The sequence below is a fragment of the Streptomyces sp. NRRL F-5755 genome, assembly GCF_001279365.1.
Lineage (GTDB): Bacteria > Actinomycetota > Actinomycetes > Streptomycetales > Streptomycetaceae > Streptomyces > Streptomyces rimosus.
Genome location: NZ_LGCW01000297.1, coordinates 1 through 24,508 on the forward strand (window position 1 = coordinate 1; position 24,508 = coordinate 24,508).

The window sequence follows — 24,508 nt, forward strand, 5'->3', positions numbered from 1 at the left end:
GTGGGGGGCGGGGGGCGGGGGGGAGAAAGAAAGGGATCGCAACCGCAGCCAAGAAAGCTCCCAGCCGACCAACCACCCACCATCGCCCACCGCATGACAAGCTGCCACCATGTCTCCGACCCGTTCCCAGGCCGAGCGTGACGCGATGACCGTCGAGATCGGTTTCGCCCTGCTGACCGGCGTGTTCGTGGCCGCTCTCGCCTTCGGCGCCGTGCTGAGCCCACTGCTGTTCACGGACCCGGGCCGGACCGGGACCGGCGTGCTGCTGGCGGCGGCCGGCAGCGCGGCGGGCGTGGCGTTCGTGTGGCGGGTGGTGCGTGTGCTGCGCCGGTTCACCGGGCGCCGGGCCGGATAGCGAGCTGCCGCCCGGCGGGTACGTTCTGCCCGCCGGTTACGCTGCGCCCGGCGGCCACGCCCTCCCCGCCGGTCACGCCCTCCCCGCCGGCCTCACGGTCGTACCGGCGTCGCCGCGGGCGACCGGGCCGGTCGTCGCCCCGGCCGCCCCTACCCCAGCCACCCCGGCCGCACCAGCCCCGATTCGTAGGCCAGTACGACCAGTTGGGCCCGGTCCCGGGCGCCCAGCTTGGTCATGGTGCGGCTGACGTGGGTCTTGGCGGTCAGCGGGCTGACGACCAGGCGGCGGGCGATCTCCTCGTTGGACATCCCGAGACCGACGAGTGCCATCACCTCCCGCTCCCGTTCGGTGAGCACGGAGAGCGTGCCGTCCGCGGCCGGTTCCTTGGAGCGGGCGGCGAATTCGGCGATCAGGCGGCGGGTGACGCCCGGTGAGAGCAGCGCGTCGCCGTCGACCACGGCGCGTACGGCCCGTACCAGTTCCTCCGGTTCGGTGTCCTTGACCAGGAAACCGGCGGCGCCCGCGCGGATCGCCTCGAAGACGTACTCGTCCATCTCGAAGGTGGTGAGCATGACGACCTTCACGGCGGACAGCCGGGGGTCCTCGGTGATCTGCCGGGTCGCGGCGAGCCCGTCCAGCACCGGCATCCGGATGTCCATCAGCACCACGTCGGGGCGCTGCTCGCGCAGGGCGATCAGTGCTTCCTCCCCGTCCGCCGCCTCGCCGACGACCTCGATGCCGGGCTGGGCGTCCAGCAGGGCCCGGAATCCGGCGCGGACCAGCAGCTGGTCGTCGGCGAGCAGTACCCGGATCACGTCTCCTCCTCGGTGGCGGTGGGACTCACCGTATCCGTAGCGCGCGCTGAGCCGGTGGCGTCCGGCGCCGGTGTCGCCGTGCGCAGCGGGAGGCGGGCGTGCACCCGGAATCCCCCGTCCGGCCGCGGGCCCGCCTCGACGGTGCCGCCGAGGGCGGCGGCCCGTTCCCGCATCCCGACCAGGCCGTTGCCGCCTCCGGCGACGGCTCCGGCGTCCCCGGTTCCGCGCACGTCCCCGGCCCGTCCGGCGGCGGTCGCGGGCCCGTCGTCGTCGACCGTGATCTCCAGCGTGCCGGGGAGGTGGACGAGCCCGACCCGGGCGGTGCGGGAGCCGGAGTGCCGGACGATGTTGGTCAGCGCTTCCTGGACGATCCGGAAGGCGGCGAGGTCGGCGCCCGGTGAGAGCCGGGGGCGGCGGCCCTGCTCGGTGACCTGCACGGCGAGCCCGGCGTCCTTCGCCTGCCCGCACAGTTCGGGCAGCCGGTCCAGGCCGGGCGCCGGGGCGCGCGGGGCGTCGCCCGGGGTCCGCAGCGTGGCCAGAACCTGCCGTACCTCGCCCAGCACCTCCTTGCTGGCGGCCTTGATGGTGGTCAGGGCCGTACGCGCCTGCTCGGGGTCCTCGTCCAGCAGGGCGAGTCCGACGCCCGCCTGGACGTTGATGACGGAGATGCTGTGCGCCAGCACGTCGTGCAGCTCGCGGGCGATGCGCAGCCGCTCCTCGTCGGCCCGCCGCCGCGCGGCGGCCGCCCGCTCGGCTCGCATACGCGCGAACTGTTCGCGCCGTACGCGCGCCAGCTCGGACACCGCCACGACCGCCACCACCAGGACGGTGACGAACAGCTGCTCTCCCCAGGGCGCGGGCCCGTCGCCCGACGGCGGCAGCCAGCGGTAGAGCCAGTGGCCGACCAGCAGATGGCTCGCCCAGACCAGCCCGACGGCCGTCCAGGCCGCCACCCGCTGCCCCGCGACGACGGCCGCGAAGCAGCCGAGGGCGACGGAGAGCAGGAAGGGGCCGTACGGATATCCGGCGGCGAGGTAGGCGGCGGTGGCCGCCGCGGTACCGAGGGCGACCGTACGGGGGAAGCGGTGCCGCCAGAGCAGCGGCACCATGCCCGCGAGCAGCAGCGCGTGGGCGAGCGCGTCGAGATCGACGCGGTCCGGCTGGTTCCGCGCCGCGAACCGCGTGCCGACCAGCACGAACACGGTGAGGACGGCCGTGGAGGCCCAGGGCAGCCGCGTATCGGGGGAGCCCCGGAACAGCCACGCGCCGAACCGGCCGCCCGGCGGCATGTCACCGTCGTCGTCCCGGGACCGCCACCGGTCCGGGCCGAGGCCGTCGCCGGAGCCGCGGCAGGGCCGCGCCCACGGCGGCCGTCCGTTCTCCATTCCGCCACGCTAGACCGGAACGCCGTACGGGGCGTCAGCCCGGCGCGGTGATCGGACGTACTCCACAGGGAGTAGCCGACGACGGGACACCGCCTCCGGCGGTCTGCCCCGTCACGGCCGGTCCATCGCCCCCAGCGCCCGCCGCGCGACCGGATGCGTCCGTACGATTTCGGCCAGCGTCGTCGTCCCCCGGACGATCTTCGCGAAGGCGTGCCAGGCGGGCCGGAAGCCGGTCAGGGCCGCGTGGATCATGCCGGGGCGGCGCGAGAAGACGGTGAGCATCCGGCGGCCCACCCCCATCTCCACGCCCAGCCCGGCCTTGATCGCGAAGGCGTAGTTCAGCGCCTGGCGCCGCGCGTCCACCGCGTCATGGGCCTCCGAGACGCGGACCGCCCACTCCCCCGCGAGCCGCCCGGAGCGCAGCGCGAAGGAGATGCCCTCGCGGGTCCACGGCTCCAGCAGCCCGGCCGCGTCGCCGCACACCAGGACCCGGCCGCGGGAGAGCGGCGAGTCGTCGGCGCGGCAGCGGGTCAGGTGCCCGGAGGAGATGCTCGGCTCGAAGCCCGCCAGGCCGAGCCGGCCGATGAAGTCGTCCAGGTAGCGCTTGGTCGCGGCGCCCTCGCCGCGGGCCGAGATCACACCGACGGTGAGGGTGTCGCCCTTGGGGAAGACCCAGCCGTAGCTGCCCGGGATCGGGCCCCAGTCCACCAGCACCCGCCCGGCCCAGTCCTCGGCGACCGTCGGCGGGACGGGGATCTCCGCCTCCAGGCCCAGGTCGACCTGGGCCATCTTCACGCCGACGTGCGCGCCTATCCGGCCGGCGCTGCCGTCGGCGCCGACCACGGCGCGGGCCAGCACCACCTCGCCGTCGCCCAGCACGACGGCGACGGTCCGCCGGTCGGGCACCGCCGAGCCGTGCTGTTCGACCCGGGAGACCGTGACGCCGGTGCGCAGCTCGGCGCCGGCATCCTGGGCCGTCTTGACCAGCTGGGCGTCGAACTCGGGGCGGTTGATGAGCCCGAAGAGCATGTGCTTCGAGCGGCGGGTGCGGGTCAGCTTCCCGTTGAGCGAGAAGGTGACCGCGTGCACCCGGTCGCGCAGCGGCAGGTCGAAGCCGGGCGGCAGGGCGTCGCGGGACGGCCCGATGATGCCGCCGCCGCAGGTCTTGTACCGGGGCAGTTCGGCTTTCTCCAGGAGCAGGACGCGGCGTCCCGTACACGCCGCGGCGTAGGCGGCCGAGGCACCGGCGGGCCCCGCGCCCACCACCACGACGTCCCACACCTGCTGGTTCCCCTCGGCTGCGTTGTCGCTGCTCACCTGTGCTTCTGCTCCCGTTCGATGCCGTGCCGCGTACCGCCCGCATCCTACGGCTCGCCCTCCGGCGAGCGTCCTGTGGGAAGATCGGCCCCACAATCGCCCGTACGTACGGTTGGTCCGGTGCGGCGCGCCGGACGGACCCGCACGTGAACCCACGTGTACAACGCCGCGCCCACAAGGAGCGTTCCATGCCTGACAGCCCGCTCGCGCACACCGTCGCCTCGCTGCAGTCCCGGGCCAGGACCGAGCTGGCCGAACTGGTGGCCTTCAAGTCCGTCGCGGATCCGGCGCAGTTCCCGCGGAGCGAGTGCGAGGCCGCAGCGGAGTGGGTGGCGGGCGCGCTGCGGGCCGACGGCTTCACGGACGTGGCGCTGCTGGACACCCCGGACGGCACCCGGTCCGTGTACGGCTACCTGCCGGGCCCGGCGGGCGCGCCGACCGTGCTGCTGTACGCCCACTACGACGTGCAGCCGCCGCTGGACGAGTCGGCCTGGATATCGCCGCCCTTCGAGCTGACCGAGCGGGACGGCCGCTGGTACGGGCGCGGCGCCGCCGACTGCAAGGGCGGCCTGATCATGCACCTGACGGCGCTGCGGGCGCTCAAGGAGCACGGCGGCGTGCCGGTCAACGTCAAGGTGATCGTGGAGGGCTCGGAGGAGCAGGGCACCGGCGGCCTGGAGCGGTACGCCGAGGCCCACCCCGAACTACTCACCGCCGACACCATCGTGATCGGCGACACCGGCAACTTCCGCGTCGGCCTGCCGACGGTCACGGCGACGCTGCGCGGTATGACGCTGGTCCGCGTCCAGGTGGACACCCTGGCGGGCAACCTGCACTCCGGCCAGTTCGGCGGTGCCGCCCCGGACGCGCTGGCGGCGCTGATCCGCGTACTGGACTCGCTGCGCGGCGAGGACGGCTCGACGACGATCGACGGGCTGGAGGCCGACGCGACCTGGGAGGGGCTGCAGTACCCGGAGGAGGAGTTCCGCCAGGACGCCAAGGTGCTCGACGGCGTCGGCCTGACCGGCGGCGGCACGGTCGCCGACCGCATCTGGGCCCGCCCGGCCGTCACCGTCCTCGGCATCGACTGCCCGCCGGTGGTCGGCGCCACGCCGTCCGTGCAGGCGGGCGCGCGGGCACTGGTGAGCCTGCGGATTCCGCCGGGCACCGACGCGGTGAAGGCGACCGAACTGCTCACCGCCCACCTGGAGAACGCCGCCCCCTGGGGCGCGCGGGTCTCGGTCGAGCAGGTCGGCCAGGGCCAGCCGTTCCGCGCGGACACCGGCAGCCCGGCGTACGCGTCGATGGCGTCGGCAATGCGCGAGGCGTACGACGGCACGGAGATGCAGACGTCCGGTATGGGCGGATCGATCCCGCTGTGCAACACCCTGGCGGCGCTCTACCCGGAGGCCGAGATCCTGCTCATCGGCCTCAGCGAGCCGGAGGCGCAGATCCACGCGGTCAACGAGAGCGTCTCGCCCGAGGAGCTGGAGCGCCTCTCGCTCGCCGAGGCGCTGTTTCTCCAGCGGTACGCCGAGCAGTACGCGCAGCGGTAGCAGCCGCCGGCAGCGAAGCCGTACGGCACCGGCAGCCCGTACGCCACCGGCCGGGAGCCCTCCCTGCCGTCGCCCCGGACCCTGTGTCTGATTCCGGAACCAGCCGCAGGACCTCATCCCACAGGGACGCCCGCCTCAAGGTTGAGCGGGCGTCCCTGTTCGCGTGCGCGCAGGGCCCAGCGGAGCCGGTTCCAGCGCACCGGGGGCAGCATGTCCGCCGCTTCTTCCTCGGTGGCGAAACGCCAGCCGCGCAGTTCCGGCCCCGGCAGGAGCAGGTCGCGGATCTGCTCGCCGGCCAGCCGGCCGCCGTCGAAGAGCATCCGCAGCCCGCCGAAGCCGGGCGGCTGGGGCGGCTCCCAGTCGAGCACCAGCAGGCGGGGCGGGCTGTGCAGTTGGATGCCCAGTTCCTCGGTCACCTCGCGGAGCCCGGCGCGGGCCGGCGGTTCGCCGGGCTCCACCACACCGCCCGGGAACTCCCAGCCCGGCTTGTACGTCGGGTCCACCAGCAGCACCCGGTCGGCGTCGTCGAAGAGCAGCACCCCGGCTGCCAGGGTCTCCGCCGTGGGTTCGGGTGTCTGCACGATGTCGCAGGCCCCGGCCCCCGCCCGGACCGCCTCGGCGATCCGCTCGGCGGTCTCCCTGGGCGTCAGCCGGGCGGTGTCGATGACGTGCGCGTCCTGCTTGAGCCAACCGAGCGCGTCCTCGTACGACTCCAGGTGGGTCAGGTCCCGGCCGCGCGCGCCCCGGCCGCGCGCGCCGTCGCCGGTGTGGTCCGTACGCCGCGCCAGACGCTCGCGGAGGATCGTTTCCTCGGCGTGCAGCAGAACGTGGCGCACGGGCACCCGGCGCGAGGCGAGGCCGCCGAATATCTCGTCCCGGTACTCCTGGCGCAGCAGTGGCATCGGCGTGACGAGCGGCCCCGGCACCTCGTGGAGCAGGGCCGCCGCGGTGTCCACGACGAGCCGGCGCCAGGCCGGCAGGTCCTGGTAGTCGCCGATCTCCTCCAGCCGCGCGGCGGGCAGCATCAGCCGCAGTTCACTTCCGACCAGTTCGGGGTCGTAGAGCGTGCTTCCGGGAAGCAGGTCCAGCAGGTACCGGGCCGCGGTGGACTTTCCCGCACCGGACGCGCCGTTCAGCCAGACGATCACATTGCCCCCTTGTCCCTAGACCCCAGTGAGTTGCCCGTAACACCCTGCCACGGAAACTTTTGCGGGGCCCGGCCTAGCCGCGGGCGGCCGGGGACGTGGCCTTTTCCACCTTCGGCGCGATCCCGGCAGGTTTGAAGACGCCCTTGTACGCGCTGATGGCGGCGACGGCGGCGACCAGGATGCTGCTCACCACGTCCTTTCCGGCGAAGTCCCCGGCGAAGAGCGCGCTCCCCAGTCCCACCAGCACCGACACCATCACCTGCACCAGCGTTCTGGCGGCCTGCGACCACTCGGGCCGGTTGATGACCGCGATGAGGATGGGCGACGCGAATCCCACGATCAGCGCCCACATCTGTGCGTTCGTCATGACGGTTCCCTTCCCGCTCGGGATGTAGCCGGAGCGTCGCCGCCCCGGGCGCACCCGGCAAGGGCCCGCGCGCGGTTTTCCCGTACGCGGGCGCCCGTTCCCGGACCCTCCCGTCACCCTTTGTTCGCGCCCAGGGTGAGTCCCGCGATGAAGTGCCGTTGCAGAAGGAGGAACACGACGATCGTGGGGAGGGCGACGATGACCGAGCCCGCGGCCAGCAGGTTGTAGTCCGTGAAGAACTGCCCGCGCAGATTGTTCAGGGCCGAGGTGACCGGGAGTTTGTCGCCGGTGGACAGGAAGACCAGGCCCCAGAGGAAGTCGTTGTACATCCAGGTGAATTGCAGGGTGCCCAGGGCGGCGAGGGCCGGGCGGCACAGCGGGAGCGTCACGTGCCGGTAGCGCGTCCACACCCCGGCGCCGTCCACGATCGCGGCCTCCAGGATTTCCGGCGGCAGGGTCCGCATGAAATTCGCGAGCACGAAGACGCAGAAGCCCAGTTGGAAGGCGACCTGTACGGCGAGCACCGCCCACAGCGAGTCGTAGAGCGTCAGCGAGTCGGACATCCGGTACGGCAGCGGCACCTTGTTGAAGAGCACGTAGAGCGGGGTGACGATGACCTGTTGCGGCAGCAGGTTCCCGGCCGTGAAGACCATCAGCAGGACCAGGGAACCGCGCAGCCGCAGCCGGGCCACCGCGAAGGCGGTGAACGACGCCAGGAAGAGGGTGATCAGCACGCCCGGCACGGTGATCAGCAGTGAGTTCAGGAAATGCCGTCCCATGCCCGAATCGGTGAACGCCTGCCGGTAGTAGTCGAGGGAGAGCCGGCTCGGCAAGGAGAAATAGCCGTCCCGGGCGGTCTCCTCGTACGGGCGCAGCGACGCGTAGACGGCCAGCAGCAGCGGGGCGAGGAAGGCGAGCGAGACGGCGAGCAGAAAGGCGTGCACGCCGAAACGGCCGCGGCGGCCGGGCGGGCCGCCGGGGCGCGCCGGGCGCCGGACGCGTACCGCGGAAACGGTCATCGCCGCTGTTCCCCCCTCAGTTCCTGGACGAGATAGGTGATGATGAATCCGAGGGAGACCAGCAGCAGGACGACCGCGATGGCCGAGCCGAAACCGATCCGGCTGGCCTCGCCGATGATGTTGTCGGTCACCAGCACGGACAGCAGTTCCAGCCCGTTGCGGCCCTTGTTGACGGCGTAGACGATGTCGAAGGCGCGCAGTGCCTCGATGACGGTGATGACGCCGACGATGACATTGACCGGGCGCAGCGCCGGCAGCACGACCCGGAAGAACGCCTGCCGTTCGTTCGCGCCGTCGATCGCCGCGGCCTCCTTGAGTTCCGGGTCGACGGATTTCAGCCCGGCGAGATAGAGGATCATCACGTATCCGGTGTGCCGCCAGCAGGCGGCCAGCAGGACCATCCAGATGTTGAGGTCCGGGTCGCCGAGCCAGTCGACGGGATTGTCCTGGTTTCCCAGCAGGGCGTTCAGCGCGCCCTGGTCGCGGGAGAGGATCAGCTGGGCGATGAAGCCGACGACGGCGAGCGAGAGCACCACCGGCATGTAGAGCGTGGACTGGTAGAAGCGGCTGAACCGTACGCCGCGGTCGATGAGGACGGCGAGCAGCAGCCCGAACGGCGTGGCGAGCAGCCCGAGGGCGGCCAGCCACAGCAGGTTGTTGCGGACCGCCGGCCAGAATTGCGGGTAATCGGCGAAGAGGTCCGCGTAATTGCCGAAACCCGCCCAGTGGAGGTCGCCGACGCCGTCCCAGGTGGTGAAGGACAAAGCGACGGAGGCCAGGGTGGGCCCCCAGACCAGGGCGAGGTCGAGCAGGATCGGCAGGCCCAGGAGGACGCACAGGACGGCGAGGTCGCGGCGGGTGTGGCGGCGCGGGCCCCGGCGCCGTGCGGGGCGCGGCGCCACGGTCTTCGGCGGGGTGGCCGGCCGGGTGCCGGTCGTCCGGTTCACGGTGGTCACGGCGTCAGTCCGCGGCGAATATCTGTTTCTTCTGCCGCTCGATGCCGTTCACCAGCCCGTCGATGTCGTCCGGGTCGCCGATGAACTGCTGGATCGCCTGGATCAGTACGGTCGAGGCGAAATCGGGGCGGGTGTCGCGGTCCATGAACTGCGATATCTGCCGGGCCCCGGAGACCAGCCGGACGGCCTTCTTCTGCAGGGCGTCGTAGGAGCCGGTGCCGGCCCCGCTATTGACCGCCACGTTGTTCGGGTCGCTTTTGAGGTAGATCAGTTCGGCCTGCGGGGTGGCGAGGAATGTCAGCAGGTCCTCGGCCCCGGCCCGGTTGCGGGCCTTCTTCGCCAGCAGGAATCCGTCCACCGGTGCCTCGACCGCCTCCTGCCCGAATGCCGGATCGATCTCGGGGAACGGGAAGAAGTCCAGGTCCGCGCGGTTGTGAGCGGTGAACTGCTGGCCCGGGTGCGGCAGTCCGAGCACCGCCATACCGGTCTTCTTCTGCTGGAGGGACTGCGCCGCCTCCTGCCAGGTCCGCCCGTTCGCGCCTTTCTGGTGGTACGGCAGCAGGCCGCGCCACAGGTCGAAGACCTGCCGTACCTGGGGGCTGGTCCAGGATTTCTCCCCGCGCATCAGCGCGATGTGGAAGTCGTAGCCGTTGGCCCGCATGTCCAGGTAGTCGAAGGTGCCCATGGCGGGCCAGCCTTCCTTGTCGCCCAGGGCGAATGGGGTGAGGCCGTCCTTCTGCATCTGCCGGGCGAGCGCGCGGTATTGATCGAAGTTCTTCGGGATCTCATAACCCCGCGTCCGGAAAACGCTCTTACGGTGGAAGACCGCCCACGGGTAATAGTAGTACGGCACGAAGTACTGCTTGCCGTCCTCGCCCGTGGACTGTTTCTTCACCGCGTCGGAGAACCCGTCGAACTCCCTCCAGAGATCACTGATGTCGGCGAGCAGGCCCTTTCGCGCGAAGTACTGCATGCGGTAACCGGCGAACCACGTGAAGACGTCATCGGGCGTGCCCTGGAGGTAGCGGTTGATGTTCTCCTGGAAGTTCTCGTGGTTGACCGTGTTGACCTTCACGTCCTTCTTCGACTTCTTCTCGTACGCCGCGAAGGCGTCGGCGTACGCCCGCTTCGGCACCGCGTCGGAGGCGTTGGACCCCAGGGTGACGCCGCCGTCCGGACCGTCGCCGCACGCGGTGAGCAGCGCGGGTACGGCGACCGCCCCCGCACCGGCCGCCGCGCCGCGCAACAGGGACCTCCGGGTCACCCCGCGCACCGCCCGGTGCGCGCACCCGCCCGGGCCGTTTCCCGATGAGTGGACCATGTCTCCCCCTCCTCAGCGATGGAACCGAACAGAACCGAACGCGAGTGCTGGGATCTCACTCCCAACGGGTGCATCCGTCAAGGCTTTTGGCGGGCTGCTCCCCGACCGCCGCCTTTTGTCTTCCAACACAGTCCAACAAGCCTTACCGTAAACACTCGCTATTGACCGGTACATGACTTCACTGCTCTCTCCGAGAACGGAGGACGCGCATCATGCACCCGCACACCCCCCTCACTCCCCGGCGCGCCCGGCGAAGAGTCGTCGGAGCGCTCTCCGCGGCCTTCCTGTGCGCGGCGGGGATGACGGCCGTGCCCGCCGCGGCCCGTACGGCCGACACCGGGGCCGCGCCTGCCACCACGCCCGCCGCGACAGCCGCGTCCGCCGCCCCGCGGCTGCCCGACGGCCTGGCCAGGACGCCTCCGATGGGCTTCAACAACTGGAACTCCACCCACTGCGGAGCCGACTTCAACGAGGCGATGATCAAGGGGATCGCCGACCTCTTCGTCGAGAAGGGCCTCAAGGCCGCGGGCTACGAGTACGTCAACCTCGACGACTGCTGGGCCCAGAAGGACCGGGACGCGAACGGCAAGCTCGTCCCGGACACCACCCGCTTCCCCAACGGCATCAAGGCGCTGGCCGACTACGTCCATTCCAAGGGGCTGAAGCTCGGCATCTACACCAGCGCCGGTACCACGACCTGTGCCAGGGCCATGCCCGGCGCGCTGGGCCACGAGTACTCCGACGCCCGGCAGTTCGCCGACTGGGGAGTGGACTACCTGAAATACGACAACTGCAACAACCAGGGGGTGGACGCGAAGCAGCGCTACACCACGATGCGCGACGCCCTGAAGGCGACGGGCCGCCCCATCGTCTACAGCATTTGCGAGTGGGGCGAGAACAAGCCGTGGGAGTGGGCGGCGGATGTCGGGCACCTGTGGCGCACCACCGGCGACATCGGTGACGTGTGGGACAGCGTGGTGGGGATCTTCAAGGAGAACGCGCCGCTGGCCAAGTACGCCGGTCCCGGCCACTGGAACGACCCGGACATGCTGGAGGTCGGCAACGGCGGCATGACGGACACCGAGTACCGCAGCCACTTCTCCCTGTGGTCGATGATGGCCGCGCCGCTGCTGATCGGCACCGACCTGCGCAAGGCGTCCCGGGCGACGTACGACATCCTCGGCAACCGCGAGATCATCGGGCTCGACCAGGACCCGCTGGGCAAGCAGGCCGAGGTGCTGAAGTCGGCGGGCGGCCGGTGGGTGCTGAGCAAGCCGCTGGCCGACGGCGACCGGGCGGTGGCGCTGTTCAACGAGTCCGACCGGCCGCAGCGCATCGCCACCACCGCCAAGGAGGCGGGCCTGCCGCAGGCGAGCGGCTACCGGCTGCGGGACCTGTGGAAGCACGAGGACACCCACACCGCCGGTGAGATCGCCGCGACCGTACCGGCGCACGGCACCCTGGTGTACCGCGTCTCCCCCGACCGCCGCTGGGCGCACTACCCGCCGGCCGTCGAGACCGGCGCCGACGGCATCGAGCCGATCGAGGTCGGCGCACAGGCCCGGGTGGCCACGCTCACCCGCAACCTCGGCCGGACCCCGGCGTTCGACGTCAAGGTCTCCCTCAAGGGCCCGCAGGGCTGGCGCGTCGAGCCGGTCACGTCCACCGGATCGCCCTCCCTGCCGCCGGACAAGGAACTGGTCACCGCCTGGAAGATCGCACCGCTGGCGGGGACGAAGCCCGGCGCGTACGAGCTGGCGCTGACCACCGACTACCGCTCCGCGCGCGGGCAGCGGGTCACGCAGACGCTGCCGCTGCCGGTCTTCGCCGTACAGGCGCCGCCCGCCGGCACCTCGTACGCCAGCGACCTGACCTGGATCACCGCCACCAACGGCTACGGGCCGGTCGAGCGGGACATGAGCGTGGGCGGGCCCCGGGCCGGTGACGGCACGCCGCTCCGTATCGGCGGCGTGACCTACCCCAAGGGGCTGGGCGCCCACGCGCCCAGTGAGATCACGTACTACACGGGCGGCACCTGCTCGGCGTTCAGCGCGCAGGTCGGCGTGGACGACGAGACCGGCGACCAGGGCTCGGTGTCCTTCGAGGTGTGGGCCGACGGGCAGCGGGTCGCCGAGAGCGGCAAGCTGACCGGCAAGGACCCGGCGAAGGCGGTCAGCGCGTCGGTCGCCGGGGCGCGCACCGTACGGCTGGTGGTGCAGGACGTCGGTGACGGGTACCAGTACGACCACGGCGACTGGGCCGACGCCAAGTTCAGCTGCTGACGCGCCGTCACGGCCGCATCGGCCGGGCGGGCTCCGGGCCCGCCCGGCCATCGGCGTACGGCCGTCCGGCGTCAGCAGGTCGGCAGCCCCGGCACCGGCCCGTCGTTCTTGCCGCCCTTGACGTAGACGACGCTGACGTAGACGCCGGAGTTGCCGCTGTCGTCGTCCGTCTTCCCCCACCAGGTGTTCGTCCAGCGGCTGAAGGTCTCGCGGCGGCCCAGGTCCGCCTGGCAGTAGAAGTAGTTGGTGCCCGCGTTCAGCGTGCCGACGCGCCGGAAGGAGGCGGTGTACGAGGCGGCGGTGCGCCACACCTGGCAGTCGAACTTGCCCCCGCCGATGGACACGCACGCGCGGGGCTCGGGCCCGCCTCCTCCGGGGGCGGTGGCGCCGCCGGCACCGCCCGGCCCGGCGGAAGCGCTGCCGCCCGTACCCTTTCCGGGGCTGCTGTTGCCGCCGGGCTTCTCCGATGCCGCGCCTCGCGTCGGCTTGGCGGAGGCGGCAGGCCCGGCACTCTCCTTCTGCGCACCGTCCCCGGTCGCTTTCCCGTGCCCCTCCGGTTTCACCTCCCCCGTCTCCTTCGGGGCGCCCGACGCACCGGCCGGCCCGGCCTGTTCCTCCGGGGAGCCGCTGGGCGGACGCTCGGCGACCGTACGGCCGGAGTCCTGGTTCATCAGGGCGTACGTCACTCCGCCACCCGCCAGCAGCACGGCCGCCACGGCGGCGGCGAGCACGGCGGGACGGCGCCCGCGCCCGGCCGGACGCGGGCGGTCGCCCGGGACCGGTACGGCGCTGGACTCCCGCTCCCCCAGGCTCGCCGCGGCGGACGCCGGTACGCCAACCGGCCCTGTTCGAATGGGACTTGCTCCCCCACCGCCCGGCGGCGGAGGCAGCGGCGCGGACCGGACGTCCGGCGCGGTCGGCGTGCGCGCGGCGCCCAGCGCCATCGTGTCCCGCCCGTCGGCCACCGCCGCCAGCATCGCCCGCGCGTCGGCCGCGCTCGGCCGGGCGGCCGGGTCCTTGGCCATCAGCGCGTGCAGCACCGGCGTCAGCGGACCGGCCCGGCCCGGCTCGGGCAGCGGTTCGGAGACGATCGCCGTCAGGGTCGACCACACCGACGTCCGGCGGAACGGCGCGCCGTTGCCCTCCACCGCCGCGTACAGCGTCATGCCCAGCGACCAGATGTCCGAGGCGGGCGACGGCGGCTGCCCCTGGGCCCGCTCCGGCGGCAGATAGTCGAGCGAGCCGACCAGTTCGCCGCTGCGGGTCAGATGGGTGGTCGCCCCGTCGTCCGGCGCCTCGATGCTGGCGATGCCGAAGTCGGTGAGCACCACGCGGCCCACCCCGGCGCCCGGGCGGCCCGCGCGCCGCGCCCAGCCCTCCAGCAGGACGTTGCCGGGCTTGACGTCCCGGTGCAGCACGCCGACCTGGTGGGCTGCGTCCAGCGCGTCCATCACCTTGGCGCCGATGGCGGCGATGTCGCGCGGGCCGATGGCGCCGTACCGGTCGAGGGCGTCGTCCAGCGAGGGGCCGTCGACCAGCTCCATGACGATGACCGGGCGCCCGTCCTCGTCGATCACATCGTGCACGGTGACCACGCCGGAGTGCCGGACACGGGCCGCGGCGCGCGCCTCGCGCTGCATACGGGTGCGCAGGTCGGCCAGTTCCGGCGCGGACGCGTCGGTGTAGGCGCGCAGCACCTTGACGGCGACCTCCCGGCCCAGCACCTCGTCCACGGCCCGGCACACGACGCCCATACCGCCGCGCCCGATCTGCCCGGTGACCCGGTAGCGCCCGCCGAGCACCCGCCCCGTCAGGTCCCCGCCGCCGGAGCCCCCGCCACGGGCCGCGCCGCCCACGTCACCCGGCTCGTCCACACCGTCCACGCCCCTCGCCCCGTTCGCACCACTCGTCCCCGGTCATGGTCGGCAACAGCCTAGGGCGCGTGCCGGGCCCCGCGAACCGTTCAGACCGTCGGGACGAAGGCATCGAGACGGGACTGTTGCGCGGCCGCCGCCGCGGCGCCCACCACCCCGGCGTCCGTCCCCATCTGTGCCGGTACGACCGTGATGCCGCGGACGAAGGAGAGCGTCGCGTAGTCGTCCAGGGCGCGGCGCAGGGGGACGAAGAGGGTGTCGCCCGCGCCGGCCACGCCGCCGCCGATCACCGCGATCTCGATCTCGACGAGCGCCGCGGTGGCCGCGATCCCGGCGGCCAGCGCCTGCGCGGCCCGCTCGAAGGAGTGACGGGCCACCGGGTCGCCGGCGCGGGCCGCCGCGGCCACGGCGGCGGCGCTGGTGTCCCCGCCGGGGCCGGGCCGCCAGCCGTTCTCCAGGGCGCGGCGGGCGATGTTGGGGCCGCTGGCGATGCGTTCGACGCAGCCGCGGGCGCCGCACGGGCACGGGTCGCCGTCGAGGTCCACGCTGATGTGGCCGATGTGCCCGGCGTTTCCGGTCGGGCCGGGGTGCAGCTGCCCGCCCAGCACCAGGCCGCCGCCGACGCCCGTGGAGACCACCATGCACAGGGCGTTGGCGTAGCCGCGGGCGGCGCCCTGCCAGTGTTCGGCGGCGGTCATCGCCACGCCGTCGCCGACCAGGACGACCGGGAGCGCGCCGACCAGCGCCTGGACTTCCGCGACGACCGGGAAGTCGCGCCAGCCGGGGATGTTGACCGGGCTGACCGTGCCGCGCCGGGCGTCCACCGGCCCCGCGCTGCCGATGCCGACGGCCGCCACCCCGGCCCACTCGGGGCGCGCGGTCAGGTCCGCCACGACCTCGGCGAGCGCGCGCAGGACGGCGGCGCCGTCCTGGTCGGCGGGGGTGGGCCGGGTGGTGCGTACGAGCAGTGTGCCCCGCTCGTCCACCAGCGCTCCGGCGATCTTGGTGCCGCCGATGTCCAGCGCTGCGCTGAGGTCCGTCTGCATCGGTGTGGAATCTCCTGGTGGCGCGGGGGCCGGAGGGTGTGGGTCCGGCACGGGAACGCCAGTCTCGTCGCGTTTGACAACGTTGTCCAGAGGTTATGCTCGTCGCCGTGCCGCGCACCGTCGCACGGCACCGCCGGGCGCTCCGCCCGGCCGGTCCCACACACCGGCCGCCCGGTCGCGCCCTGTCCCATCATCGGCGTACCGGACCGGGAACCGCCACACCCGCCCCGCCCGTCTCTCCAGCAACAGCCGGAGCGAGTGCCGGAGCCGCCGTGGCCGCACCAGGGCCGGCCGCCGCGCCCGCCCCGGCGCCCGCCGCCGCCGACAGAATCAGGACCGCGCACCGTGACCGACACCGCCCGGGGCACCTCCCGCCGCTACGGCAGCCGGCCGACGATGAAGGATGTCGCGGCGCGCGCCGGGGTCGGCCTGAAGACGGTTTCCCGGGTGGTCAACGGCGAACCCGGCGTCACGCCCGACACCGAACGCCGCGTCCAGGACGCCATCACCGCCCTCGGCTTCCGCCGCAACGACTCCGCGCGCATCCTGCGCAAGGGCCGCACCGCCAGCATCGGCCTGGTCCTGGAGGACCTCGCCGACCCCTTCTACGGGCCGCTGAACCGCGCCGTCGAGGAGGTCGCCCGCGACCACGGCGCGCTGCTGATCAACGGGTCCAGCGCCGAGGACCCCGCACGCGAACAGGAGCTGGTGCTCGCGCTGTGCGCGCGCCGGGTGGACGGGCTGGTGATCATCCCGGCCGCGGACGACCACCGCTATCTGGAGCCGGAGATCGCGGCGGGCGTGGCGACCGTCTTCGTGGACCGCCCGGCGGGCCGGATCGAGGCGGACACGGTGCTCTCCGACAGCTTCGGCGGCGCCCGCGACGCGGTGGCGCACCTGATCGCGCACGGCCACCGCCGCATCGGTTTCCTCGGCGACCAGCCGCGTATCCACACCGCCGCCGAGCGGCTGCGCGGCTACCGCAGCGCGATGGCCGAGGCCGGGCTGCCGGTGGACGAGGCGTGGGTCTCCCTCGGCTCGACCGCGCCGGACCGGGTGCGCTTCGCGGCCACCGCCATGCTCGACGGGCCGCGGCCGGTCACCGCGCTGTTCGCGGGCAACAACCGGGTGACGGTCACCGCGGTCCGGGTGCTCGCCGAACGCCCGCACCCGGTCGCCCTGGTGGGCTTCGACGACTTCGAGCTGGCCGACCTGATCTCCCCCGCGATCACGGTCGTGGCGCAGGACGCGGCACGACTCGGCCGCACCGCCGCCACCATGCTGTTCCGCCGCCTCGACGGCACCGACGGGCCGCCACGACGCGAAGAAATCCCCACCCGCCTCATCCCCCGCGGCTCAGGCGAACTGCCACCCCCGGCAGGCAACTGATCAGCGCCGCCGCCCTCGGGCGTCAGCCGTCGTCCGGATCGCCCCTGGAAGCCCGCCGCCCCCGGGTGAACGCGAGGACGCTGCCGACGACGGCGATCAGGGCGATGGCCAGGGCGATGCTGATGCCGCCCTCGGTGTCCCAGTACACGTCCTCCAGGCTGATCAGCAGTGCCGCCTCGTCGACGACCAGGGCGAGGCCCACCCCGTAGGCCAGTCCCAGCCAGGCGCGTGCCCGCGCCGAGCGTTCGGCCAGGCTTGCCGCGCCCACCACCGCGAGCAGCAGGATGCCCCATACGTAGTGGTGCAGGTGCACCCCGCCGGCCTGTACGTCGCCGACCCCGGCCACGTCGATGTGGATGAGCCAGGTCAGCAGGCGCATCCCGCCGAAGGTGAGCGCGAACCCCCACCAGGCCAGGATGAAACCGCGGCGCTTCGGGGAGATGCCGGGCAGCACGCGCAGCCACAGCGAGCGGCGCTGCGTGCGCCCGGACGGTGCCCGGCCGGATGTCTTCGCGGAGTTCATCCGACCCCTCCCACCGTGAACTTCCCGATCAGTGCGGCCATGGCGTCCGGCGCGCCGAAGTGGGCCGCGTGGGCGGCGCCCGGGAGGTCCGTGGCGCGCCCGTCGGCGACCAGGCCCGCCACGCGCCGGGTCCAGGTGCCGGAGGCGATGGTGTCACCCGCTCCCCGTACGACGAGCGTGGGCGCGCGGACGCGGGACAGGTTCCCCTCGAATGATCCGGCCGCGTCCCGCAGCGCGTGGCCGAAGGAAGCGGCGCAGCGCAGGGGGCCGGTCACCAGGTAGTCGAAGGCGGCCAGGCGGAGCAGGCCGATGGGCTCCTTGGGGGCGTCCGCGACGAGCCGGGCGAACTGGCGCCACCCGGAGATCCCCGGTTCGAGCGCCGGACCGACCAGTACGAGGTGGCTGACCAGGTGGGGGTGGCGGGCGGCCAGGGAAGCGGCCACCTGGCAGCCGACCGAGTTGGCGACCAGCACACTCGGGCCCGGGGACAGCCGCTGGAGCAGGCGGGCCAGGGCATCGGCGCACTGTGCGACATCGGGTGCGCGCGGCGCGGCGGCCCGCGAGCGCGCGTTGCCCGGCAGGTCCGGCACCAGTACGGTCGCCCCGCCCGCGGCCAGCCGGCGCGCGAGCGGCACGAAGTACCGCCCCGAGAGTCCGAGGCCGTGGACGAGCACCATGGCCGGGCGGTCCTCGCGTGGCGGAGGCCCGTAGCCGCGGGTGAAGAAACCGGCGTGAGTCATGTGATCCACATGCCCGCCATCACCGCCCGTACAACCCGGCCTCAACCGGGCGCAATCCCCCTCAACCGCCGGCCCCGGCGTCGAACCGCCGTACGAACACGTCGTACGCGCCGTTGGTGTCCCCCGGCACCAGGTCCGGCAGGACCGAGCCGAAGACCACGCTGCGGCCGTCCCGGCTCAGCGCGTGCTGGGCGGCGTGGTTCAGGTAGCCGTTCGCGACCGGGTACTGCTCGCCGGTACGCAGGTCGTGCAGTGTCAGCCGGCCGTCGTAGTTCTCCAGCACGCGCTGCCCGTCGCCGCTGACGGCCGTGGGGAAGCCGCGCTCCCGGCCCACCTGCCGGGTGTGCCGGGAGCGCAGGTCGTGTACGTAGCCGAACCAGCCGGGTGCTCCGGAGCGGACCGGTGTGCGCCGGGAGTCCGCGCTGAACGTCACGGCGCGGCCGTTGTCGCTCAACTCGCCCAGCCGCAGGCGCCGTTCATCCATCGGCGTGCCGTCGGGGTTCAGGTCGGCCCGGCGCACGGTGCCCGTCCAGCGGTCCCGTACGAAGAGGTCCTGCCCGCCGCCCTCCGGCTCGTCGAGCACGTACGCGACCCACCGGCCCGTCCCGCTCAGCGAGACACCGCGCACGATCCCGTACTTCGCGTTGTCGCCCGGCGCCTTGGGGGTGATCAGTTCGGTGCGGCCGGTGAGCGTGTCGTGTACGTAGTCGAGCACCGGGCCGTCCGGTGCGGGGCCGGTGGCCCGGAAGGCGACCGAACGGCCGTGTGCGCTCAGCGAGGTGACCTCGCCGCTCCCGCCGCCGGCCGGGGAGCCGGGCGGCGGGACCAGGTGGGTGGTGCGGCCGGTGCGGCGGTCGTGCAGGTACGCGGAACGCTTTCCGACGTATCCGGTGGAGTACGCGACGAAGCGGCCGTCGGCGCTGATGCGCGGGACGTTGTCGATCCCGGCCCCGTCCTCGCGCCGTGCGCCCGGTATCCGCTCGACCCGCCCGGTACGCAGGTCCTTGACGGCCAGTATGTGGGACGAATTCCCCTCGCCGCCCAGCTCGGGCGCGCCGGTCCAGAAGGCCACATAGCGGCCGTCGGCGCTGATCGAGGCGATGTGCGACGGGCCGGACAGCTGGCCGCCGTCCGCCGCCGTACTCACCCGGGTGACGGTGGACGCGCCCCCGTCACCGGCCCACGCCGCCTCCCCCGACAACAGCACCCCGACCGCGACGGCCACGCTCAGGCCCGTACGTATCCGCTTCGCCATGTTCCCCCCTGGTCTCCGCCACCCCGCCCGTACGGGGTACGCGCATACAAGCGCGCCCGGAGGGACGTCCGCAATCAGCCGTTCTCCGTACAACGTCCGGTACGGGTGGAGCGTCCGCGACCCGGCCGGCCGCCCGGTCTCAGGAGCTCGTCAGGATGACGAGTTGCTGCGTCGCGCGGGACATCGCGACATAGCGGTCGACCGCTCCCTGGACGCCGTCGCCGAAGCCGTCCGGATCGACGAGGACGACCAGGTCGAATTCCAGGCCCTTCGCCAGCTCCGGGGACAGCGACCGGACGCGCGGCGTCGCCCGGAACGTGGGATCGCCGATGACGCAGGCGATGCCGTCGTCGTGGGCGGCGAGCCAGTCGGTGAGGACCGTGTCGCGGTCGGCGACAAAGCCGTGCACGACCGGGATGCCGCCGCGGCGGATGGAGGTCGGCACGTTGGCGTCCGGGAGCGCGGCCCGGATGACCGGCTCGGCCGCCGCCATGACCTCTTCCGGCGTGCGGTAGTTGATGGTCAGGGAGGCCACCTCGATCCGGTCCAGGCCGATCCGTTCGAGCCGTTCCCGCCAGGACTCGGTGAAGCCGTGCCGGGCCTGGGCGCGGTCGCCGACGATGGTGAAGCTGCGGGACGGGCAGCGCGACAGCAGCATCTGCCATTCCGCGTCGGTCAGTTCCTGCGCCTCGTCCACCACGATGTGCGCGAACGGGCCGGCCAGCCGGTCCGGTTCCGGGAGGGTCAGTTCGGCCTCGTCCACCAGGCTGACCTGGGCGTCCTGGCCGCGCAGCATCGTCACCAGGCCCTCGCCCTCGTCGAGGTCGGCACCGGAGGCGGAGGCCGCGTCTATCAGATTGTCGACGACCTGCGTCATGCGCTCGCGCTGGGCGGCGAGCACGGCCGCGTGCCGGCGCTTGGTGCGGGCCGCCTCCGGGTCGCCGAGACGCTGCCGTGCCGCGTCCAGGAGCGGCAGGTCGGACACCGTCCATGCCTGGGGCGCGTCCTTGCGCTGGAGCCTGCGCACCTCGTCGGCGCTGAGCCAGGGGGCGCACAGCCGCAGATAGGCGGGGACCGTCCACAGGTCCGAGACCAGATCGGTGGCTTCGAGCAGCGGCCAGGCGCGGTGCAGGGTGGTGACCAGTTCCTCGTCGTAGCGCAGCGACCGCTCGAAGGCGTGCCCAGGGACGTCGCCGTCGAGCTTGTCCAGCAGGATCGCGACGAGTTCCTCCCAGATCTGCTCGCGCGCCTCGTTGTGCGGAGTGCCCTGGTCCGGTGCCTCGAACGCCTCGGCCCAGTCGTCGGCGGTCAGCCGGACGTCGCCCCAGTCGGTCGAGACCGTCATTCCCCTGGTGGGCGGCTCCTCGTAGATGCCGACGGCCTTTTCGATGGCCTTCACCATGCCGGCGGACGACTTCAGGCGGGCCACCTCAGGGTCGCTCTCGTCCGCCGCCTCGGCCCCCTCGGCGACGAGGTCCCGCACGACGCAGGTCTGCACGCCTTCCTCGCCGAGACTGGGCAGGACGTCGTCCACGTAGGACAGGTAGGGCCGGTGCGGGCCGACGAACAGCACGCCGCCGCGGCGGTGGCCGAGGCGCGGGTCGGAGTACAGGAGGTAGGCGGAGCGGTGGAGTGCGACGACGGTCTTGCCCGTACCGGGGCCGCCGTCGACGACGAGGGCACCGCGGGAGCCCGCCCGGATGATGGCGTCCTGGTCGGCCTGGATGGTGCCGAGCACGTCCCGCATCCGTGCCGAACGGTTGCCGCCCAGGCTGGCGACGAAGGCGGAGTGGTCGTCGAGCGCGGCGTGCCCTTCCAGGCCCTCGGCGGTGAAGACCTCGTCCCAGTAGTCGGTGATCCGGCCGTCGGTCCAGCGGTACCGGCGGCGGCTCGCCAGCCCCATCGGGTCGGCGTGGGTGGCGCCGAAGAACGGCTCGGCCGCGGGGGACCGCCAGTCGACCAGCAGCCGTCGGCCCGTGCTGTCGGTGAGGCCGAGCCGTCCGACGTACACGGGCTCGGCGCCGTCCGCGCCGGCCATGTGGCCCAGGCACAGGTCGAGGCCGAAGCGGCGCAGGGCGCGCAGCCGTCCGGTCATCCGGTGGACCTCGGCGTCGCGGTCCATCGCCTGCCGGCCGGTGCCGCCGGGCGCCTTGAGTTCGGCGTCGAGGCGGTCGGACAGTTCGGTGATGGTCCGGTCCAGGCTCTCCGCGATGGCCGCGAAGTGCCGTTCGTCGGCCGCCGTCAGCTTCGGGTCGGCCTTGGCGGACAGGCGGTCGGGAAGGTCGAACACGCTGGTGGTCAGGGAATGCATGGTGTCAGCTCCGATCCTGGGCCGCCCTGCGGAGTCCTGCCGCGCGTACGCCCGCGCCGCGGCGCGTGCTGCACGTGTCTCCCGTTTCCGCAGGTCCTGGCCTCGGCGAGCGATTGTGCGGCACGACCGGGGCCTTGCCGCAAGCCCCCCTGTGCGCTATACATTGAGAGTGGCAAGGAGTGGGGACTCCTTGCTTTTTCTTTTTCTGGGGGCGGGCATGGGGTGGGGCATGTCGCGGTCGGTACGCGCGGTCGCCGGAGCCGGTGCGGTGGGCGCTGTCGTGGCGGGGCTGTGCGCCCCGGGCCAGGCGCAGGCCGCCGGGCCCCCGTCCGCCCGATCCGCGCCTTCGGTCCAGCGGGTCAGCACGGCCTCGGACGGCGCGCAGGCCGACGGGGCGTCGGGGCCCGCCGCCGTCAGCGCCGACGGGCGGTACGTCGTCTTCTGGTCGGCCGCCCCGAACCTGGGCGCCGGCTATTTCCCCGCGCTGCTGGTCAAGGACACGGTCACCGGGCAGCTCGCGCAGGTGCCGAAGCCGCAGGGGTACGGCGGCGGGCCCCTGGCGATCAGCGCGGACGGGCGGTACGTCGCGTTCTCGACGGGCACGCGCTATCCGCTCCCGTACGTCCACGACCGCCGCGCCGGGACGACGGAGCAGGTGCGTCCGAAGGACCCGCCGATCGGCAGCGAGATCAGCGACGTCGTCGGGCTCAGCGCCGACGGGCGGCACCTCGCGTACACGATCACCAACCGGCACGGCAACGCCCCCGTCCTGCTGTACGTCCGCGACCTGGACAGCGGAGCCGACGAACTCCTCACCCCCGCCGGGCCTTCGGGCTATCCGGTCGCGGCCGGTGGCTCGCTCTCCCGGGACGGCCGGGTGGCGGCGTACGGCATCCACCGGCGCGGCGGCAGCGGCCCCGACACGGGCGATGTGTTCGTGCGCGACCGGGACACCGGCGCGGTCGAGCAGGCGGACATCACGCACGACGGCTCCCCGGCCGACGGCCCGGCGCGGCTCGCGCAGCTCAGCGCCGACGGCCGGTACGCGGCCTACACGTCCACCGCCACCAACGTCCTGCCCGGCGGCACCGCGCCCGGCTCGCACGCCTACGTCCGCGATCTGCGCGCCGGGCGGACCTGGCGGGTGGCGGGCGACGGCGCGGTGGCGAAGGCGGTCAGCGGGGACGGCCGGTGGGTGCTCGTCGCGGAAGACGGCCGGCTGGTCCTCGTGCACGCACGGAGCGGACAGCGCCGGGCCGTGGGTCCCGGTGACCGGGCGGGCAGCGGGGCGGTGGACGGCGGGGGCCGGGCGGTGGCGTTCAGTTCGGACGCGGCCGATCTGGTGCCCGGGGACACCAACGCGGCGTACGACGTGTTCGTACGCCGCTGGTGACGGGGCGTCAGGCGGTGGGCGCGGGGCGGCCCGCGAGGGCGTCCAGGTCGGCGCGGGTGAGCCCGGTCAGCCGGGCGACCTCGGCCGGGTCCACGGCGCCGCAGTCCAGGCCGCGCAGCAGATAGCCGCTGAGCGCCCTGGCGGTGGCGGGCTCGTCCAGCACGTCGCCGCCGGCCTTGGAGACGTACGCGGTGAGCCGGGCGGCGGCCTGCTCCAGGCCGCCGCGGTAGAAGGCGTAGACGGCGGCGTAGCGGGTGGGCAGGTGGGCCGGGTGCATGTCCCAGCCCTGGTAGTACGCGCGGGCCAGCGAGCGGGTCACCAGGCCGTGGTGCAGCCGCCAGGCGTCGTGCACCCGGGTGGTCGCGCCGACCGGCAGGACGTTGGTCGAGCCGTCGGACAGGCGCACACCGGTGCCGGCCGCGGCGACCTGCATGACGGCCTTGGCGTAATCGGCCGCCGGGTGGTCGGGAGCCTGGTGGGCGGCGCTGACGCCGCAGGAGGCGCTGTAGTCGAAGGTGCCGTAGTGCAGGGAGGTGGCGCGGCCCCCGGCGGCCTCGATCATGCGGGCGACGGTGGCACGGCCGTCGGCGCCCAGGATCGACTGGGTGGTCTCGATCTGGATCTCGAAGCCGATCCGCCCGGCGGGCAGGCCGTGGGACTTCTCGAACGCCTCCAGCAGCCGCGCCATGGCGGTGACCTGCTCGGCGTAGCCGACCTTGGGCAGCGTCAGCACCAGGCCGCCGGGGAGGCCGCCGGCCGCCATCAGGCCGGTGAGGAAGATGTCGAGGGTGCGGATGCCGCGGTCGCGGACGGCGGCCTCCATGCACTTCATGCGGATGCCCATGTAGGGCGCCGCGGTGCCGTCCTTGTAGGCCGCCGCGACCAGGGCGGCGGCGCGGGCGGCGGCTTCGTCCTCCTCGGCGTCCGGGCGCGGCCCGTAGCCGTCCTCGAAGTCGATGCGCAGGTCCTCGACGGGCTCGCGCTCCAGCTTGGCCCGGACCCGCTCGTACACCGGCTCCGCCAGCTCGTCCGGGATGCCGAGGACGCCGGCGAACGCCTCGGCGTCCGGCGCGTGCTCGTCGAGCGCGGCGAGGGCGGCGTCGCCCCATTCACGGAGGGTGCCGGCGGTGACGGCGTCGCCGGGGACGTAGACGGTGTGGACCGGCTGCCGGGTGCCGGGGTCGCCCGGGTAGCGCCGCGCGAGGTCCGCGTCCACGTCCGCGAGAGCGGTGGATATCTCCTCGCGTACGGTGGGCGCGAGGCTCGTCGCCACCGTCTCGTGCTGCCCCATCCGACACCCTCCCAGTTGTTCGCACCGACCCGCAGAGTTTCCGCGTTACGGAATCAACAATCCGTAGAGCGAAGTTATCCGGGCCGAGATCGCAGGTCAACACCCTCCGGGGACCGGAACGCGCGGGCCTCACATGGGGAGCGTTCCCCATTGCGCGCGCCGTGC

Annotated in this window: 20 protein-coding genes; 5 read left to right on the forward strand and 15 right to left on the reverse strand. The window is 73.2% G+C overall.

The window, feature by feature from the left end:
* Nucleotides 1–109 precede the first annotated feature (109 nt).
* Nucleotides 110–355 (forward strand): DUF6332 family protein, encoded by a 246-nt coding sequence (locus ADK86_RS32870; protein WP_003984461.1) that lies wholly within the window; start codon nucleotides 110–112, stop codon nucleotides 353–355.
* 149 nt (nucleotides 356–504) lie between these two features.
* Here the strand turns inward: ADK86_RS32870 and ADK86_RS32875 are convergent, their stop codons facing one another.
* The 3 genes from ADK86_RS32875 to ADK86_RS32885 all read right to left on the reverse strand — a co-directional run bounded on the left by ADK86_RS32875 (nucleotide 505) and on the right by ADK86_RS32885 (nucleotide 3,872).
* Nucleotides 505–1,170, reverse strand: coding sequence for a response regulator transcription factor (locus tag ADK86_RS32875; RefSeq protein WP_030371371.1), 666 nt, complete (start codon nucleotides 1,168–1,170; stop codon nucleotides 505–507).
* The gene (locus ADK86_RS32880) at nucleotides 1,167–2,555 is read right to left on the reverse strand and encodes a sensor histidine kinase (protein WP_078952419.1); all 1,389 of its coding nucleotides are present in this window, start codon (nucleotides 2,553–2,555) and stop codon (nucleotides 1,167–1,169) included. Before ADK86_RS32880 ends, ADK86_RS32875 begins: the two co-directional genes overlap by 4 nt.
* A gap of 111 nt (nucleotides 2,556–2,666) precedes the next feature.
* Nucleotides 2,667–3,872, reverse strand: coding sequence for a geranylgeranyl reductase family protein (locus ADK86_RS32885; RefSeq protein ID WP_053699894.1), 1,206 nt, complete (start codon nucleotides 3,870–3,872; stop codon nucleotides 2,667–2,669).
* Between the two features lie 188 nt (nucleotides 3,873–4,060).
* Here ADK86_RS32885 and ADK86_RS32890 point away from each other — a divergent pair, with 188 nt between their 5' ends.
* On the forward strand, nucleotides 4,061–5,428 hold the full coding sequence (locus ADK86_RS32890; RefSeq protein WP_053699895.1) for a dipeptidase: 1,368 nt from the start codon (nucleotides 4,061–4,063) through the stop codon (nucleotides 5,426–5,428).
* A gap of 113 nt (nucleotides 5,429–5,541) precedes the next feature.
* On the opposite strand, the gene ADK86_RS32895 is transcribed toward ADK86_RS32890, so the two are convergent.
* The 5 genes from ADK86_RS32895 to ADK86_RS32915 all read right to left on the reverse strand — a co-directional run bounded on the left by ADK86_RS32895 (nucleotide 5,542) and on the right by ADK86_RS32915 (nucleotide 10,182).
* Nucleotides 5,542–6,576, reverse strand: coding sequence for an NUDIX hydrolase (locus ADK86_RS32895; protein WP_053699896.1), 1,035 nt, complete (start codon nucleotides 6,574–6,576; stop codon nucleotides 5,542–5,544).
* Nucleotides 6,577–6,649: 73 nt separating this feature from the next.
* Nucleotides 6,650–6,943 carry a hypothetical protein gene (locus ADK86_RS32900; RefSeq protein WP_053699897.1) on the reverse strand — a complete coding sequence of 98 codons (294 nt, stop codon included), beginning with the start codon at nucleotides 6,941–6,943 and terminating at the stop codon, nucleotides 6,650–6,652.
* 113 nt (nucleotides 6,944–7,056) lie between these two features.
* Nucleotides 7,057–7,962, reverse strand: a complete 906-nt coding sequence (locus tag ADK86_RS32905) for a carbohydrate ABC transporter permease (RefSeq protein ID WP_053699898.1) — start codon at nucleotides 7,960–7,962, stop codon at nucleotides 7,057–7,059.
* A complete protein-coding gene (locus ADK86_RS32910) occupies nucleotides 7,959–8,909 on the reverse strand; it encodes a carbohydrate ABC transporter permease (RefSeq protein WP_420718897.1) in 951 nt (316 codons plus the stop codon). Before ADK86_RS32910 ends, ADK86_RS32905 begins: the two co-directional genes overlap by 4 nt.
* A 13-nt stretch (nucleotides 8,910–8,922) precedes the next feature.
* Nucleotides 8,923–10,182 carry an ABC transporter substrate-binding protein gene (locus ADK86_RS32915; RefSeq protein ID WP_053699925.1) on the reverse strand — a complete coding sequence of 420 codons (1,260 nt, stop codon included), beginning with the start codon at nucleotides 10,180–10,182 and terminating at the stop codon, nucleotides 8,923–8,925.
* Between the two features lie 269 nt (nucleotides 10,183–10,451).
* Here ADK86_RS32915 and ADK86_RS32920 point away from each other — a divergent pair, with 269 nt between their 5' ends.
* Complete coding sequence (locus tag ADK86_RS32920; protein WP_053699899.1) at nucleotides 10,452–12,521, forward strand: NPCBM/NEW2 domain-containing protein; 2,070 nt, start codon at nucleotides 10,452–10,454, stop codon at nucleotides 12,519–12,521.
* Nucleotides 12,522–12,592: 71 nt separating this feature from the next.
* Here ADK86_RS32920 and ADK86_RS32925 read toward each other — a convergent pair whose 3' ends face one another.
* Together ADK86_RS32925 and ADK86_RS32930 are read right to left on the reverse strand one after the other, a co-directional pair.
* The gene (locus tag ADK86_RS32925; RefSeq protein WP_420718896.1) at nucleotides 12,593–14,404 is read right to left on the reverse strand and encodes a serine/threonine-protein kinase; all 1,812 of its coding nucleotides are present in this window, start codon (nucleotides 14,402–14,404) and stop codon (nucleotides 12,593–12,595) included.
* Nucleotides 14,405–14,484: 80 nt separating this feature from the next.
* Entirely contained in the window at nucleotides 14,485–15,441 is a 957-nt protein-coding gene (locus ADK86_RS32930; protein ID WP_053699900.1) for an ROK family protein, read from the reverse strand.
* Between the two features lie 345 nt (nucleotides 15,442–15,786).
* Between ADK86_RS32930 and ADK86_RS32935 the strand changes: the two genes are divergently transcribed.
* On the forward strand, nucleotides 15,787–16,830 hold the full coding sequence (locus ADK86_RS32935) for a LacI family DNA-binding transcriptional regulator (RefSeq protein WP_053699901.1): 1,044 nt from the start codon (nucleotides 15,787–15,789) through the stop codon (nucleotides 16,828–16,830).
* Between the two features lie 22 nt (nucleotides 16,831–16,852).
* Here ADK86_RS32935 and ADK86_RS32940 read toward each other — a convergent pair whose 3' ends face one another.
* From ADK86_RS32940 to helR, 4 genes are all read right to left on the reverse strand, one after another.
* Nucleotides 16,853–17,353, reverse strand: coding sequence for a hypothetical protein (locus ADK86_RS32940; protein ID WP_053699902.1), 501 nt, complete (start codon nucleotides 17,351–17,353; stop codon nucleotides 16,853–16,855).
* Entirely contained in the window at nucleotides 17,350–18,093 is a 744-nt protein-coding gene (locus ADK86_RS32945) for an alpha/beta fold hydrolase (RefSeq protein ID WP_053699903.1), read from the reverse strand. The genes ADK86_RS32940 and ADK86_RS32945 overlap by 4 nt, the downstream gene beginning before the upstream one ends.
* 61 nt (nucleotides 18,094–18,154) lie before the next feature.
* Nucleotides 18,155–19,348: a hypothetical protein gene (locus ADK86_RS32950; protein WP_053699904.1), complete on the reverse strand. Its 1,194-nt coding sequence runs from the start codon at nucleotides 19,346–19,348 to the stop codon at nucleotides 18,155–18,157.
* Nucleotides 19,349–19,487: 139 nt separating this feature from the next.
* Nucleotides 19,488–21,659, reverse strand: coding sequence for an RNA polymerase recycling motor ATPase HelR (gene helR / locus ADK86_RS32955; protein WP_053699905.1), 2,172 nt, complete (start codon nucleotides 21,657–21,659; stop codon nucleotides 19,488–19,490).
* Nucleotides 21,660–21,849: 190 nt separating this feature from the next.
* On the opposite strand from helR, the gene ADK86_RS32960 reads away from it, so the two are divergent.
* A complete protein-coding gene (locus ADK86_RS32960) occupies nucleotides 21,850–23,052 on the forward strand; it encodes a TolB family protein (RefSeq protein WP_159394019.1) in 1,203 nt (400 codons plus the stop codon).
* A 7-nt stretch (nucleotides 23,053–23,059) separates the two neighbouring features.
* Here the strand turns inward: ADK86_RS32960 and ADK86_RS32965 are convergent, their stop codons facing one another.
* Nucleotides 23,060–24,343: a DUF6986 family protein gene (locus tag ADK86_RS32965; protein WP_053699907.1), complete on the reverse strand. Its 1,284-nt coding sequence runs from the start codon at nucleotides 24,341–24,343 to the stop codon at nucleotides 23,060–23,062.
* Nucleotides 24,344–24,508: the final 165 nt, after the last annotated feature.

Bases quoted from the DNA above. Each gene is read 5' to 3' on its own strand.
- ADK86_RS32905 (WP_053699898.1), bottom strand. From the start codon at position 7,962: ATGACCGTTTCCGCGGTACGCGTCCGGCGCCCGGCGCGCCCCGGCGGC.
- ADK86_RS32920 (WP_053699899.1), top strand. From the start codon at position 10,452: ATGCACCCGCACACCCCCCTCACTCCCCGGCGCGCCCGGCGAAGAGTC.
- ADK86_RS32945 (WP_053699903.1), bottom strand. From the start codon at position 18,093: ATGACTCACGCCGGTTTCTTCACCCGCGGCTACGGGCCTCCGCCACGC.
- ADK86_RS32965 (WP_053699907.1), bottom strand. From the start codon at position 24,343: ATGGGGCAGCACGAGACGGTGGCGACGAGCCTCGCGCCCACCGTACGC.
- ADK86_RS32900 (WP_053699897.1), bottom strand. From the start codon at position 6,943: ATGACGAACGCACAGATGTGGGCGCTGATCGTGGGATTCGCGTCGCCC.
- ADK86_RS32880 (WP_078952419.1), bottom strand. From the start codon at position 2,555: ATGGAGAACGGACGGCCGCCGTGGGCGCGGCCCTGCCGCGGCTCCGGC.
- ADK86_RS32950 (WP_053699904.1), bottom strand. From the start codon at position 19,348: ATGGCGAAGCGGATACGTACGGGCCTGAGCGTGGCCGTCGCGGTCGGG.
- ADK86_RS32930 (WP_053699900.1), bottom strand. From the start codon at position 15,441: ATGCAGACGGACCTCAGCGCAGCGCTGGACATCGGCGGCACCAAGATC.
- ADK86_RS32940 (WP_053699902.1), bottom strand. From the start codon at position 17,353: ATGAACTCCGCGAAGACATCCGGCCGGGCACCGTCCGGGCGCACGCAG.
- ADK86_RS32870 (WP_003984461.1), top strand. From the start codon at position 110: ATGTCTCCGACCCGTTCCCAGGCCGAGCGTGACGCGATGACCGTCGAG.
- helR (WP_053699905.1), bottom strand. From the start codon at position 21,659: ATGCATTCCCTGACCACCAGCGTGTTCGACCTTCCCGACCGCCTGTCC.
- ADK86_RS32890 (WP_053699895.1), top strand. From the start codon at position 4,061: ATGCCTGACAGCCCGCTCGCGCACACCGTCGCCTCGCTGCAGTCCCGG.